The organism is Ferriphaselus amnicola, assembly GCF_000974685.2.
Taxonomy (GTDB): domain Bacteria; phylum Pseudomonadota; class Gammaproteobacteria; order Burkholderiales; family Gallionellaceae; genus Ferriphaselus; species Ferriphaselus amnicola.
This window is the reverse complement of record NZ_AP018738.1, coordinates 571,962-586,189: the sequence shown is the minus strand read 5'-3', so window position 1 is coordinate 586,189 and position 14,228 is coordinate 571,962. Positions and strand designations below refer to the sequence as shown.

Genomic DNA, 14,228 nt, shown 5'->3' with positions numbered 1-14,228 from the left:
GCCCACCTAATAATCGTTGGCATGAAAGCATCACTACAACTCAGGCAATCCCAGCAACTGACGCTCACACCGCAGTTGCAGCAATCTATCCGCTTACTGCAACTCTCTACCTTGGAGATCAATCAGGAAACTGCGCGACTGCTGGATGAGAATCCGTTCTTGGAGCGCGAGGAAGACGAGATCACCTCGTTTGCCACGAGTACGGCAAGCACCACCTCCACCAGCCCCGAGCAGCCTGAAAGAGAATCATCCAAGGCCGAGGAAGACTGGAGCGAGCTGTCTTATAGCCCTAGCTCAGCCAGCTCTGATGACGAAGATGACCACTATCCCGAGACAGCCGCCAGCTCCCCAAGTCTGCGCGAGCATCTCCTGACCCAACTCAGCCTCAGCCAACTCGACCACCATGACCGCCAACTGATTGCACTGCTAATTGACGCGCTAGATGATGGCGGCTTTCTGGCACAGTCATTGGAAGACATCTTCGAGATGCTACCGGAAGAGTTAGATGTCACGCTAGATGATCTAGAAACTGCACTCGTCCAGTTGCAACATCTAGATGAGCCTGGCATCGCGGCACGCGATTTATCTGAGTGTTTGTCCTTGCAGCTGCGCGCCCTGCCAGCCACCACCCCGAGTCGGCAACTAGCGATACAACTCACGGACAAGCATCTCGATCTCCTGGCTGCTCACGACTACACCCGCCTCAAACGGCTGCTACACTGTGACGAAGATGGTCTGCGTGCGGCTCAAGCCCTCATTCTGCAACTCAATCCGCGCCCAGCCGCGCGTTACGAGCAACGGGTCAGCGATTACGTCGTGCCCGACGTCATCGTCGAGCGCCAGCGTGGTCGCTGGGCGGCCCGCCTCAACCCAGAAGCTATGCCACGTTTACGCGTGAACCAACTTTACGCCAACATCATGCAGCGCCGTGATGAGCAAAGTTCGCAACAGATGACTGGGCAGTTACAGGAAGCACGTTGGTACATCAAGAATCTGCAACAGCGCTTCGACACCATCTTGCGCGTATCGCAAGCCATCGTGGAGCGGCAGCGTATGTTCCTTGAGCATGGCGAAGTCGCCATGCGCCCGCTCGTGCTGCGCGAGATCGCTGAACAGCTTGAATTACACGAATCGACCATTTCACGAGTCACCACACAGAAGTTCATGCTAACTCCACGTGGTATCTTTGAACTCAAATATTTTTTCGGCAGCGGCGTCTCCACCGACAGCGGCGGGGCATGTTCCTCCACCGCCATCCGCGCCTTAATCAAGCAACTGGTCTCTCAGGAAGATGCTCATCATCCGCTGAGCGACAGCCGTTTGGCAGAAATCCTCGTGTCGCAGGGCATACAAGTCGCTCGGCGCACTGTGGCAAAATACCGGGAATCGCTAAATATCCTCCCGGTCAATCTTCGTAAATCACTCTAACAAAGGAGCAACCATGAACCTCAACCTCAGCGGACATCATCTAGACATCACTCCCGCCATTCGTGAGCATGTGGTCAGCAAACTGGGCAAGATCAAGAAACACTTCGACAACGTGCTGGATGTCACCGTAATCCTATCGGTGGACAAGCTCGAACAAAAGGCAGAAGCCACCGTCCATATCAGCGGCAAAACAATCTTCGTGGAATGCCAAGATGCCAACCTGTACGTCGCCATCGACGAGCTGATCGAGAAGTTGGATCGCCAAGTGTTGAAGCACAAGGAAAAGAACACCGCGCGTCGTCATGACGACTCCGGCAAGATCGTTGAAGCAGAATAACCTTTAGTGGGCGGTCTAATGGCCGCCCTTTTTCATGGGAACAAACCATGGGTTTAATTAGTAACCTCCTGCCGCCCGAAAATGTCATGGTGGATGCCGAATCCACCAGCAAGAAGCGTGTGTTCGAACGAGTCGGCATCTTATTTGAGAACACTCGCAACATCGGGCGCAGTCAGGTATTCGACAGTCTGTTCGCGCGCGAGAAACTCGGCTCGACCGGGCTGGGGCAAGGCGTTGCCATTCCACATGGCCGCGTCAAGGGACTGCGCGATCCAATCGCCTGTTTCATCCGAACCACCACCCCGATCCCCTTCGATTCACCGGATGGGCTGCCGGTGAGCCTGATCTTTGTCCTGCTGGTACCGGAACGGGCGACCGATCTGCACCTACAGCTGTTAGGCGAACTAGCACAGATGTTCTGCGAAAAATCCTTCCGAGATCAACTGCTCGCCAGCGATGACCCAGCCGTTCTTTACCAACTGTTCGCCAACTGGCAAGCCTAGGCGGAGGCTTTGATATGGCTCAGGTAGATATTCGGCGGCTGTTCGAAGACAAGCAAGAGCGACTAGGTTTGGTATGGGTCGCTGGAGAAGGTGGCGCCGACAAGATCCTCGACAGCGAGCTCGTCAATGCGTCGAACAAAGGCTTGATCGGCCACATGAATCTGATCCACCCGAACTGGGTGCAAGTATTCAGTAGCATCGAACTGGACTATCTACACAGCTTAGATGCCGAGGCGATGCAAGCCTCGCTGCAACTACTCGATCATGGCAGCACACTGTGCCTGATCATCGCCGGCACGGACGAGATTCCGCAAGCGCTGGTCGCCTACGCCGACCAGACGCACACGCCGCTGTTCCATTCGCCCAAGAACAGCGTCCACCTGATGTGGCTGGTGCGCCACTACATCGTTGCCGCATTGGCTGAATCGACCACGCGCCACGGCGTATTCCTCGACGTGATGGGCATCGGCGTACTCATCACCGGCGACAGTGGCGTGGGCAAAAGTGAACTCGGCTTGGAACTCATCACGCGCGGCAGCAGCCTAGTTGCCGACGACATCACTGAGTTCTATCGCACCTCGCCGGACACACTCGAAGGAAAATGCCCTGATCTGCTACGCGATTTTCTTGAAGTGCGCGGTCTAGGCATGCTGAACATCCGCACCATGTTCGGTGAAACTGCCGTGCGCCTACGCAAATCACTCAAGCTCATCGTCCACCTCCACCGCCCGCCCGGTGGAGACCTGTCCAAGCTGGAGCGGCTGCCTCTCAATGCCAGCCACCAAGAGATTCTTGGCATACAGATCAACACCGTCAGCATTCCGGTGACGGCCGGACGCAACTTGGCTGTACTGGTCGAAGCGGCCGCACGCAACTACGTGCTGCAAGAGCGTGGTATCGACACCATGAAGGAATTCTTCGATCGCCATCAAGCCGAAATGGAACGCGATCTGGAAGACCGATGACCCAGTTATTCCTCATCAGCGGCCTGTCTGGCTCCGGCAAGAGCATCGCCATCAAACTATTGGAAGATAACGGGTTCTACTGCGTGGACAATCTGCCCGCCGAATTGCTACCCACATTGATCGCCAATCTGCAGCAGGCCGGAAATCGGCAGATCGCCGTAGCGGTCGATGTGCGCAGCGGAGGCAGCGTGCGCGAACTGCCCGCACTGATCGAACAGTTTCGCGAGCAAGGCATCGACGTCCGACTGTTGTTCCTAGACGCCAACAACGACGAACTCGTCAAACGCTACTCGGAGACTCGGCGGCGCCATCCTTTAAGCAACGATACGCTGACGCTCCCGGAATGCGTACAGCAGGAACGCGACCTGCTGGCGGACATCGGCAGCATCGGCCATCGCATTGACACCAGCGACCTCAATCCGAACGCCCTGCGTGCTTGGGTCAAATCGTTCATTCAGCTCGACCGCGCCCGACTCACGCTGCTATTCCAGTCTTTTGGCTTCAAGCATGGCATCCCGCTCGATGCCGATATGGTGTTTGATGTACGTTGCTTGCCCAACCCGCATTACAACCCGTTCCTGCGCCCGCTGACCGGACGCGATGCTCCGGTCATCCAATTCCTCGAACCGCTACCTGCCGTACAACAGATGTACGACGACATCCGCAGCTTCGTTGAACGCTGGTTGCCCGCGTACGTCGCCGACAATCGCAGCTACCTGACGGTCGCCGTCGGCTGCACCGGCGGGCAGCATCGTTCGGTCTATCTGACCGAGCGGTTGGCTCACCACTTCGCCCCGCAGCAACAGGTGCTGGTGCGCCACCGCGAGTTGGGCTGAGGCCGTGCTGAACGCCATCCGCCTCGGCGATTGGCTGACGATGCTGGCAGGTGCGCTATTCACGGCATGGCTAGTGCTGGTGTGCTGGAATGGCGGAGCAGCAGATCGCGCCATCGTGCGCAGTGGCGGAAAGATATTCCGCGAACTACCGCTTTCCCCTGACACCAAACTGCACGTCCCCGGCCCGCTGGGTGTCAGCATCATCACCATCCACAACCGCCAAGCCCGCATCGAATCCGATCCCAGCCCGCGCCAATATTGCGTGCGCCAAGGCTGGCTCAAGCAGGCGGGTGAGATCGCTATCTGCCTGCCGAACGAAATCAGTGTAGAAATGGCTGGACGAAGTAAAAACTATGACAGCCTCAACTATTAAGTCAGTTGTACGTGCTAAGTACCGAGTGCTGAGTAAACTCCCAGCCACCGGATTTGCTCAGCACTCAGCCCTCGATACTCAGCACTCGTAAACATGAGTACGATAAAACTAGAGACTTCGACCGAAGATCACCATCTGGCGCGCATGGCAGCGGCAGCATTTGGACTATCGGTGCTGGAAGCGGCGATTCCATCGCCGTTGCCGGGAGTTAAACCAGGGCTGGCGAACATCGTCACCTTGATCGTGCTGACTCGGTATGGTTGGCGCGCGGCGGCATGGGTCTCGCTGTTGCGCGTCATTGCTGGCAGCTTGTTGTTCGGCAACTTCCTCGCACCGGGCTTCTTTCTCAGCCTATCCGGCGCAGTATGCAGCTTGCTTGTACTGGCTGCGAGTCGTCATCTGCCACACCGTGTCTTCGGCCCAGTCAGTCAAAGCATCCTCGCCGCATTCGCGCACATTAGCGGCCAAATGGTCGTGGTCTATGTCTGGCTGATCCCACACGCTGGGCTGGCTTGGCTGTTACCCATCTTTGCGGCGGCGGCACTGTTGTTCGGCACGGTGAACGGTATAATCGCCACCCGCTTCCTGTCTCCGGACTCCGCCCCCGCGACACATCCGACATGAAAACCATCACCCTAGCCCTCACTGGTGCATCTGGCCTGCCTTATGCTTTTCGCTTGCTTGAGTGCTTGCTGCACAGCGGTCATCGCGTCCAGCTGGTCTATACACAAGCCGCACAGATCGTTGCCACTCAGGAGATGGGCTTCACGCTCCCCTCGCGCCCGCAGGAAGCCCAGCTATTGCTGCTGGAGCGGCTGGGTACATTCACTGGAGAGTTGGCGGTGTATGGGCGTGACGACTGGTTCGCACCGATGGCTTCCGGCTCGAACCCGGGAGATGCGATGGTGATCTGCCCATGCACCATGGGGATGCTCGCCGCCGTAGCGACTGGAATGTCCGACGACCTCATCGCCCGCGCCGCTGACGTGATGCTCAAGGAAAGACGCACGCTGATTCTGGTACCCCGCGAAACCCCGTTCTCTGCCATTCACCTAGAGAACATGCTCAAATTGACGCACGCTGGCGCCGTCATCCTGCCGCCCAATCCCGGCTTTTATCACCATCCGCAATCGGTGCAGGACATCGTCGATTTCGTCGTCGCACGCATCCTCGACCATTTAGGTGTCGCACAGAATCTAGTCACCCCTTGGGGTAAGTAGCATCGAGTGCATTTTTCGCACGGCCTAAGTGCATTTTCATTAGAATAGCCGCCACTTTGGAGCGGGCGCGCAATGACCGAGAACCACGAACACCACTACACTGAGGATGTACAGCATCACCTGAAACAGGTCGAGGCGCTGTTGCATCGTCACGAACTGGTGGCAACGTTGGTTCACAAACAAGAAATGCCGCGCGAAGAGCGCCATGAGTTGGTCGAAACCATCCTGCACAAACGCCATTTGGCCGAACTCAGCGATAAGCTGGAGACGCTACACCCCGCCGACATCGCCTACATCCTTGAAGCGCTGCCAATTGAGCAACGTTTGATCGTCTGGGATCTAGTCAAAGCCAACCGCGACGGCGAAATCCTGATCGAAGTCTCAGATGCGGTGCGCGAATCGCTGATTGCGACCATGAGCCGCGAGGAGCTGTTTGAAGCGACCGAGCAACTCGATACCGATGAGATCGCCGACTTAGCGCCCGACCTACCGCAAGCGGTGATGCGTGACGTATTCAAGTCATTGCCAGTGGAAGAGCGCGAACAACTGCGCGCAGCCATGTCGTATCCCGAGGACTGCGTAGGTGCGTTGATGGATTTCGACATGGTCACCATCCGCGAGGACGTGACCCTCGAAGTGGTGTCGCGCTACCTGCGCCGCTTCGACGAATTGCCCGACCACACCGACCAATTATTCGTCGTTGACCGCGAAGATCGCTTCAAAGGCGTGCTGCCACTCAACCTCTTGCTGGTGAACGAGCCGGAGTTGGATGTCGCAACCCTAGTCAAGCATGAGACAGTTACGCTGCACCCTGACGATCAGGCCGAACAAGCTGCACAGGCCTTCGAGCGTTATGACCTAGTCTCAGCTCCTGTCGTGGATGAAGATGGCAAACTGGTCGGCCGCGTTACTGTGAACGCGGTGGTGGACTTCATCCGTGAGGAGTCCGAAACAGACTTACTGAATCAGGCCGGTCTGCGCGAAGAGGAAGACATCTTCGCCTCGGTATGGAAATCGGCGCAAAACCGCTGGATGTGGCTAGCGCTCAATCTGTGCACCGCCTTCTTCGCCTCGCGCGTCATCGGCAGCTTCGAAGACACTATCGAAAAATTCGTCGCTTTGGCTACGCTGATGCCCATCGTCGCAGGCATCGCAGGCAACTCCGGCAACCAAACCACCACCATCATCATCCGCTCGCTCGCCTTAGGGCAAATCACTCAGGCCAGTGCTCGCCACTTGCTCATCAAAGAGTTAGCCATCAGCGGCTTGAACGGCTTGGTATGGGGCAGTGTCGCAGGACTATTTGCCTATGCGCTCTACCACAGCATTCCGCTGGGTTTAGTCATGGCCAGCGCCATGCTACTCAACCTGCTACTCGGCGCCATCGTCGGTTTGGTCGTCCCACTTGCCATGCAACGGTTTGGACGTGATCCGGCCATAGGCTCCAGCGTCTTACTCACGGCCATCACGGACAGCGGCGGTTTCTTCATCTTCCTTGGCTTAGCGACGATCTTTTTGATCCACTGATCACCCACCAAAAGGTGAAGCGAATTATCGGAAATTTTCCGAATTTTTTGTCAACCCATCATATTCTGTTTGCGTTAATATCCCGTCGTCTAGTTTTTTGCATAAGCTGAAACTGGCGAAATGGTAGCAAGGGACGGGGGACATCCTCCACTGACAATGTTGATTTTCACGGAGAAGAATATGAAATCTATTTTCGCAGCAGTAGCAGTTGCAGGTTTGATGGTAGCTGGCAATGCAATGGCAACTGATATGCCTGCTGATGGCAAGGCCAAGTGTGGCGCTTGCCACAAGATCGACACCAAGTTGGTCGGCCCAGCATGGAAAGATGTTGCAGCTAAGTACAAGGGTAACAAAGATGCTGAAGCAACTCTGGTAGCCAACATCACCAAGGGTGGTCAGTTTGGCTGGAAGATGGGTCAAATGCCAGCTAAGGGCATGGGTGCCAACGAAGCTCAGATCAAAGATCTGGCCAAGTTCATCATGACTCTGTAATTTCGTTACAGCATCAACAAAAAAGCCAGCGTATGCTGGCTTTTTTGTTGCCCAACTCAAAGCCTAGTATTTTACGTGCGACAAAATGCCGCATTCCAACGTTAGATATATTTAGGTAGATTACGCCCTGCCCAGTCGGTGGTGGCTTATCAATATCTCATCCCAGAATCTTCCCTGACTTCATCGACTGGAATATCTAATCGTCTGGTTCTTATCCTAGTCTCGAACTGGCGACTTAGTAGCAAGGAACGGAGGAATCCCCTCCACTGACAATGTTGATAACACGGAGAAGAATATGAAGTCTATTTTCGCTACAGTAGCAGTAGTTGGTTTGATGTTTGCAGGCAATGCAATGGCTGTTGATATGCCTGCTGATGGCAAGGCCAAATGTGGCGCATGCCACAAGATCGACACCAAGTTGGTCGGGCCAAGCTGGAAGGATGTAGCCACGAAATACAAGGGCCAGAAGGATGCAGAAGCAACGCTGGTAGCCAATATCACCAAAGGTGGTCAGTTTGGCTGGAAGATGGGTCAAATGCCAGCTAAGGGCATGGGTGCCAACGAAGCGCAGATCAAGGACCTAGCCAAGTTCATCATGACCCTGTAACTCGATCTCGGATCGAAACAATAAAGCCGACGCAAGTCGGCTTTATTGTTTGCCCCATTTCTGGGGTGCGACATTTTGTCGCGCGACAAAATGCCACATTCCGCACATCTGGGTTTTTCTGTAGATTACGCTCTGCCTAGTCGGTGGCAGATCGATAAGGTCTCCTCCCAGAATCCGTAAAACCTCCTGCCATCGACGGGTACTGATCAACACCATCTTCGGAGTAGATATGCGGCTTCCCCATAGGCTAGGGCACTCAAGATTACTGATCATTGCAATCACTCTGATCGGCTTTGCAGGACTTTCCTATGGAGCGAGGTATTACTTTCCCGCACTCTCCACCAGTAAACCTCACTCCGAAATGTGTCGAGCCAAAGGTTAAATTAGTTGAACAAACCCCCCTCGAACCGCTTAAAGAGGCCGCGTTGAAACAAGGATGAGCCATGCCAACAATACAACCAGAAAACATCGCTCCAAGTCCGTCAAAAACCGGCTTACCTACTCAGCAGCTACTATTCCAAAGTGCCTACTCTGAGATTGAGAATGCCCTAGATTCGCGACAATTCGCTGAAGCTATCGCCTTGAGCGAAACGGTCATGTCGTACTACCTTGCTGCGCGAAAAGCCAGTCTGCAATCCCAAGATGCAAGTCGAATCCGACTTACCTGCATAGGAGCACTTGTGTTCGAACTATCAGGCATCAAACTCCATGGCGTGCGTGAAACTAATAAGATTGCCCTGTCCCTATATTTGAAAGTAATGGATTGGAGCGAGGAAAAGAATCGCTTACTGCACGAATTACTGACAGCGAACGATTCCGCACCGTGGAGCGAACGCTATGCAAATCTTGAGGATGTCGCGACGCGAGGTGCGGCCTTAGTCGCCGATCTGCTTGTCATTCAGGCTGATGAATGGTCAGCAAATGGGAGCCTATTTGACGCACCCATCCCAAATACCAATGCAACAGCAACTTCCAGCATCGAAACCGTATGACCATGCAAGCCACCACTGAAAAAGTACTACTTCTGGTGGACAACGATGTCTCGCAATCACGCACATTGGCACAATCGTTGAAACGCCAAGGATACAGCGTACACCACGCCATCAGCGCCGAAGAAGCACTGCCGTTGATCTTAGAGCTGCGTCCCGATTTCGGCGTATTCAACCTGAAGCTGCCCGGTGCCAGCGGCATGGTATTAGTCGATCTACTGCATCGCAGCAAGCCCCAATCTCGCGTAGTCGTGCTCACTCACAATAGCACGCTCCCGCCAACACTCAGCGCCATCCACTGCGGTTCGGTGCAGTTCCTCGCCAAATCCTCCTCTGCCGAACAAATCTCAGCTACTCTCTCTGGCACCACTTCATCTGAGCCCGCACTCCCCCTAAACTCCCAACCGACTAATGAAGCTGAATTCCTGCATCGCAAGTTGGGTGAGCATCACGGAAATATCACGGAAACTGCGCGCGCGCTGAAAATGCATCGTCGCACTTTGCAGCGAAAGTTAGCGAAAATCCCTGCGGCTTAGGTACCCTCACCGAGCCCCATCGGCTACGACAATTTGTCACCTTCTCACCGTATCAGCTATTGTTTATCGAGTGTGTTCAACTCGTCGAGTCGCGAGATACATCTGATCTGAAACTATCTCCATCCGATCAAACAGAAAACTCCGGCTCCCACCTTAATCTCTGTCACGCCAACCACCACGTCCGAACAGAGTCCCGATCATCTTGAAATGCAATTCGTACAGAACATCGTGACTACCCGCATCGATTTTTGGCTCAAGATCGCTGCGCTGCTCACCAGCGAGACCTATGCCCAAGCGATCCAACTCTATCTCGAATACGATCCGCAACCGCCCTTCGATGCAGGCTCGCCAGAGAAAGCGCCTCCAGTTGCCGTGCAATTCCTGAACGATATGTTTGCAGGCATGGTGCAAACTGCTACTGTTACGGCACGGCGAGCAAAAGCAAGGCTCTCCAAGTGAACAAAGGCTACAAAGCTAGGTTTCAAATCGACTTGCTCTACCTGTAAAGATTGAATGTTCGACGCACTGCGCAAATTGACTCCAGAACAGTGGTTCGGATTGACCTTAGTGATCGTGCTGCATGGTGCGGCGCTGTTTGTGCTTTGGAGCTACCGCATCCTGCCCACACCGGATGCTGCGGTGACGCTGATAGTCAACCTCATCAATCCGCCCGCGCTGGAAAAACCCCAACCCGAACCACCGAGACCGCAACCCAAGCCGCGTCCGATCGAGCCGCCCAAACCGCAGCAGCTCGTCGCACATGCACCCGTGTTGGCCGATGAGCCAGTCGCCCCTCCTCCTCCGCCCGCACCGATAGTCATCGAAGCTCCGCCGTTGCCGCCACAGCCGGTGATGTTGAGTGGCGAGTTGTCCGTGAGTTGCCCAGAGCGCAGCCCGCCCAGCTATCCTGCCCATTCCATGCGAATGAATGAGCAAGGACGTGTGGTGCTGCTGGTCGAGTTGAGCACGGAGGGGCGCGTCTCCAACGTGCACGTCAAAACCACGTCCGGCTATCGTCTTCTTGACGAGGCTGCTGTGAGTGCGGTGAAAGGTTGGCGTTGCAAGCCAGCCATCCGCGATGGGGTCGCCGTCATCACAGCTGCGATCCAACCCTTTGTTTTTGTACTGGAAGGAAGATAATGGAACAGAGTCTGGGCTTTGCCCATTTCCTCGCACAATCAGATATGTTGGGCAAGATCGTGCTCGCCTTGCTACTACTGCTATCGATGGCAAGCTGGTATCTGATCATCACCAAGGCGCTGGCCAACCGTAGCGAGCGTCAACGGGCCGACGCCTTCCTCAAGCGCTTCTGGGAAGCGCCCTCCTTGCAGGCGATGCAAGTCTCGCTGGGCACAGCACCCACCGACAACGCCTTCGCCGAACTTGCACGGCAGGCGCTACTGGTCAACGCAGAAAATCAGAGTGGCGTGCAAAAGCTCTCCGCAGCGGGCGGCATGTCGGAATACCTCACGCGCGTGCTGCGCAATAGCATCGACCAAGAGTCAGCCAAGGTTGAATACGGACTGACGGTGCTCGCCTCGGCAGGCTCTGCTGCCCCCTTCGTCGGCCTGTTCGGTACGGTTTGGGGCATCTACCACGCGCTGGTGCAGATCGGTATGAGCGGCCAGGGTACGCTGGACAAGGTGGCCGGGCCGGTGGGCGAGGCTCTCATCATGACGGCGGTCGGCTTGGCCGTGGCGATCCCGGCGGTGCTGGCCTACAACTCGTTCACCCGTCGCAATCGGCTATGGTTAGCCAAACTCGATAATTTCGCCCACGACGTGTACGCCTTGATCACGCTCGGCGACAAGCACGCCGAGTGACAGGAGAATCGCATGGCATTCGGAAGTTTTGATTCAAAGCGGCATCAAGGGCCCATGGCCGAGATCAACGTCGTGCCCTTGGTGGATGTGATGCTGGTGCTGCTGGTGGTGTTCATCATCACCGCGCCACTGCTCACCAACGCGGTCAAGATCGACCTGCCCAAGGCCTCCAGTACGGCCAACCTCACCCAGCCGGAGCATATCGAATTCGGTATCCGTGAAGACGGCAGTCTGTTCTGGAATGGCGAGAAGGTGGAAGAGGCGAACCTGCACCAACGCTTCCTCAAAGAAGCCAGCAAGCAGCCACAGCCGGAGTTACACCTACGCGCCGATCGCTACGCTCACTACGAATTAGTCGCCAAGGTAATGTCCGAGGCTGCTAAAGCAGGCATGATACGGATAGGGTTTGTGACCGATCCTCGGCCGTGAGCCGTCGGAAATCCCGATAGCGAGTATTCAACGGACGGACAGTTGACCGCTGAGCGCCAGAAGCGGAAATTTTCATTTAGTAAAGGAGACCCTAGATCGAGTATCTAGATACTTCGGTCTATGTGCCAAATCAAGGCAATATGGTTCAATACGCATCGGGCTTTGCGTCTCCTTACTAATAGTGTAATAAAGAAACGCAGGAATTCATAAATGCAAATTATTCATAAGGGTAGGTGCGGAAAATGTCTGCCTCTATATTAAAAAATGTCCGGGCCCATGGGTCTCTACAATAACTGTTAGCCCGCACTATGGACGATCCGCGCAAGTACTACAAAGACACAACCATGCGCTTGCTTGGCAGCTTTCAGTTGCTTGATCTTGCGCTAAAGGTCTACGTCGGCCTCAACTACAAAGTCATACAAACCCGCGTAGAGGGCCTACTCGACTTTGGGTACACCGAAGATGACCTGAGTGATCTTCCACTCGGAAGGCTGCTCACTCTCTTCAAAAAGTTCAATACAAACGCGGAGCTTCACGCCCGCCTTCAGAAGTTGCAAACCGAGCGCAATCACATTGCTCATCGCTCCTTGCTAATCACAATGGTGTCTCTGTACGACAGAGGAACCGTCGAAGACAAATACATCGAGTATTCGATGCTTGAAGACGAACTGACTGAGTGCCTCCAGGCTGTGAATGCCGAAAGCACGCAACTCATGAAACGAGTGCAAGGTGCGGCCTAACCCTTCCATAGAGAGGAATGTCCAACGTTGAAAGTCCGCCCTGGGTCTAAGTCGGAAGTAAAGCGCCGTAGCCCCACGGTTGATCCTGCGCGAGCCTTAATCAACTCTAGATTTCCGATGTCCGCATGGAGAACTGCTCTATCCGTTGCTGCGGGAGATTCGCTACATCAAAAAAGATGTCGATGAGTTTGAGAGGGGACGCGGCTATATCCCAGTGAGTTTCTTGATGTCAGCGGCCCACTGCGTGGAGTCTTCCATGCCGGCGATGCTTTCAGCTGACTTGGCCAGATCGACTATTTCGACGGGGATGCGGGTGTTAGAGCGTGTGGAGAAGAATACTTTGACCACGGGCGTGAGCAGGCTCTTGTCGGACTGGTCCAGCACCACGGCTAGGCGCCCCGATTTGAGTTTCACCACGGTATTGGTCGGATAGATACCCACGGTCTTGACGAAGGCGTGGAACACTGCCTCGTCGAAATGGCCGTTGCGCCATTCGGCCATCTTACGCAACGCCTCGCCTGGCTCCCAGCCACTCTTATAACAGCGGTTCGAGGTCAACGCGTCATACACATCGCACACTGCGCCCATGCGTGACACCAACGTCAGCGCCTCGCCCGATAGGTGATCGGGATAACCTGAGCCATCTACTTTTTCGTGGTGATGCAAACAAACTTCCTGCGCGATGGCGCATACGTTTTTCGAAGCTTTGAGCAGCTCCCAACCCTTGACCGGATGCTGCTTGACCTGCTCGAACTCCTCGTCGGTCAAACGCCCCGGCTTGTTGAGCACTTCTTCTGGGATCAGCATCTTGCCCACGTCATGCAGCAAGCCAGCCATGCCGACATCGCGCAATTGCTCACCCTTCAAGCCGAGCTGTCGCCCCAGCGCCACCATCAACGCGCATACGGCCACCGAGTGTAGATAAGTGTAATCGTCCTTACCTTTCAGCCGCGCCAAGCTGAGTAATGCGCTCGAATTACGTGCGATGGACTGATTGATCTCGTCCACCAACTCACCCGCACCCGCCACATCCACCGCCCGTCCTAGCCTAGCCTCGCCAAACATGGAAACGACGGCTTCACGAGCCTTTGCGTGGATCTTACGCGCTCTAGCTACTTCGTCATTCAAGCTGACGCGATGAACCTCTCGAGTTGGCTCACTCGCGATCTGTTCCAGTTCAGATTCGATCTTTTGCTCTTCGTCCTGCTCAGAGGAGACCTCCGCACCCGCTGAGACATCCAGCCCCTTTTTAGTGTCGATCCAAACATCGGTGACCCCGCACGTCTGCAAGGTCTTTAGATCAGCCGCATCTTCGAGCAAGAACGACTTGCGCCAGAACGGATGATCCATCCAACTGGCGCAAATCTCCTGGAGGTACATGCCCAGGCGCACATCGGGAACTTTGATCTTCTTCAGCATGAGG

Annotated in this window: 19 protein-coding genes; 18 read left to right on the top strand and 1 reads right to left on the bottom strand. The window is 55.2% G+C overall.

Going from position 1 to position 14,228, the window contains the following annotated elements; all coding sequences use genetic code 11:
* Positions 1-21: 21 nt before the first annotated feature.
* From OYT1_RS02785 to OYT1_RS02700, 18 genes are all read left to right on the top strand, one after another.
* Positions 22-1,428, top strand: coding sequence for an RNA polymerase factor sigma-54 (locus OYT1_RS02785; protein ID WP_062625443.1), 1,407 nt, complete (start codon positions 22-24; stop codon positions 1,426-1,428).
* 13 nt (positions 1,429-1,441) lie between these two features.
* Positions 1,442-1,765 carry a ribosome hibernation-promoting factor, HPF/YfiA family gene (hpf, locus tag OYT1_RS02780; protein WP_062625444.1) on the top strand — a complete coding sequence of 108 codons (324 nt, stop codon included), beginning with the start codon at positions 1,442-1,444 and terminating at the stop codon, positions 1,763-1,765.
* Positions 1,766-1,812: 47 nt separating this feature from the next.
* Positions 1,813-2,268: a PTS sugar transporter subunit IIA gene (locus OYT1_RS02775; protein WP_062625445.1), complete on the top strand. Its 456-nt coding sequence runs from the start codon at positions 1,813-1,815 to the stop codon at positions 2,266-2,268.
* 14 nt (positions 2,269-2,282) lie between these two features.
* Positions 2,283-3,233, top strand: a complete 951-nt coding sequence (gene hprK / locus OYT1_RS02770) for an HPr(Ser) kinase/phosphatase (RefSeq protein WP_062625446.1) — start codon at positions 2,283-2,285, stop codon at positions 3,231-3,233.
* Positions 3,230-4,069 (top strand): RNase adapter RapZ, encoded by an 840-nt coding sequence (gene rapZ / locus OYT1_RS02765; protein WP_062625447.1) that lies wholly within the window; start codon positions 3,230-3,232, stop codon positions 4,067-4,069. Before hprK ends, rapZ begins: the two co-directional genes overlap by 4 nt.
* Before the next feature lie 4 nt (positions 4,070-4,073).
* Positions 4,074-4,442, top strand: a complete 369-nt coding sequence (locus OYT1_RS02760) for a NusG domain II-containing protein (RefSeq protein ID WP_197714104.1) — start codon at positions 4,074-4,076, stop codon at positions 4,440-4,442.
* A 93-nt stretch (positions 4,443-4,535) separates the two neighbouring features.
* Positions 4,536-5,066 (top strand): Gx transporter family protein, encoded by a 531-nt coding sequence (locus OYT1_RS02755; RefSeq protein ID WP_062625448.1) that lies wholly within the window; start codon positions 4,536-4,538, stop codon positions 5,064-5,066.
* Entirely contained in the window at positions 5,063-5,662 is a 600-nt protein-coding gene (locus OYT1_RS02750; protein ID WP_062625449.1) for a flavin prenyltransferase UbiX, read from the top strand. Before OYT1_RS02755 ends, OYT1_RS02750 begins: the two co-directional genes overlap by 4 nt.
* 72 nt (positions 5,663-5,734) lie before the next feature.
* Positions 5,735-7,189 (top strand): magnesium transporter, encoded by a 1,455-nt coding sequence (gene mgtE, locus OYT1_RS02745; RefSeq protein ID WP_062625450.1) that lies wholly within the window; start codon positions 5,735-5,737, stop codon positions 7,187-7,189.
* Between the two features lie 180 nt (positions 7,190-7,369).
* On the top strand, positions 7,370-7,681 hold the full coding sequence (locus tag OYT1_RS02740; protein WP_062625451.1) for a c-type cytochrome: 312 nt from the start codon (positions 7,370-7,372) through the stop codon (positions 7,679-7,681).
* Positions 7,682-7,976: 295 nt separating this feature from the next.
* On the top strand, positions 7,977-8,288 hold the full coding sequence (locus OYT1_RS02735) for a c-type cytochrome (protein ID WP_062625452.1): 312 nt from the start codon (positions 7,977-7,979) through the stop codon (positions 8,286-8,288).
* Between the two features lie 443 nt (positions 8,289-8,731).
* Positions 8,732-9,280 carry a hypothetical protein gene (locus OYT1_RS02730; protein WP_062625453.1) on the top strand — a complete coding sequence of 183 codons (549 nt, stop codon included), beginning with the start codon at positions 8,732-8,734 and terminating at the stop codon, positions 9,278-9,280.
* Entirely contained in the window at positions 9,277-9,813 is a 537-nt protein-coding gene (locus OYT1_RS02725; RefSeq protein ID WP_062625454.1) for a response regulator transcription factor, read from the top strand. The genes OYT1_RS02730 and OYT1_RS02725 overlap by 4 nt, the downstream gene beginning before the upstream one ends.
* Before the next feature lie 207 nt (positions 9,814-10,020).
* Positions 10,021-10,272, top strand: coding sequence for a hypothetical protein (locus OYT1_RS02720; protein ID WP_062625455.1), 252 nt, complete (start codon positions 10,021-10,023; stop codon positions 10,270-10,272).
* 54 nt (positions 10,273-10,326) lie between these two features.
* Positions 10,327-10,953, top strand: coding sequence for an energy transducer TonB (locus tag OYT1_RS02715; protein ID WP_062625456.1), 627 nt, complete (start codon positions 10,327-10,329; stop codon positions 10,951-10,953).
* Complete coding sequence (locus tag OYT1_RS02710; RefSeq protein WP_062625457.1) at positions 10,953-11,636, top strand: MotA/TolQ/ExbB proton channel family protein; 684 nt, start codon at positions 10,953-10,955, stop codon at positions 11,634-11,636. Before OYT1_RS02715 ends, OYT1_RS02710 begins: the two co-directional genes overlap by 1 nt.
* Positions 11,637-11,648: 12 nt before the next feature.
* Entirely contained in the window at positions 11,649-12,065 is a 417-nt protein-coding gene (locus tag OYT1_RS02705) for an ExbD/TolR family protein (protein WP_062625458.1), read from the top strand.
* 308 nt (positions 12,066-12,373) lie between these two features.
* Positions 12,374-12,805: a hypothetical protein gene (locus OYT1_RS02700; RefSeq protein WP_062625459.1), complete on the top strand. Its 432-nt coding sequence runs from the start codon at positions 12,374-12,376 to the stop codon at positions 12,803-12,805.
* A 204-nt stretch (positions 12,806-13,009) separates the two neighbouring features.
* Here OYT1_RS02700 and OYT1_RS02695 read toward each other — a convergent pair whose 3' ends face one another.
* Complete coding sequence (locus OYT1_RS02695) at positions 13,010-14,224, bottom strand: HD-GYP domain-containing protein (RefSeq protein ID WP_062625460.1); 1,215 nt, start codon at positions 14,222-14,224, stop codon at positions 13,010-13,012.
* Between the last annotated feature and the right edge of the window lie 4 nt (positions 14,225-14,228).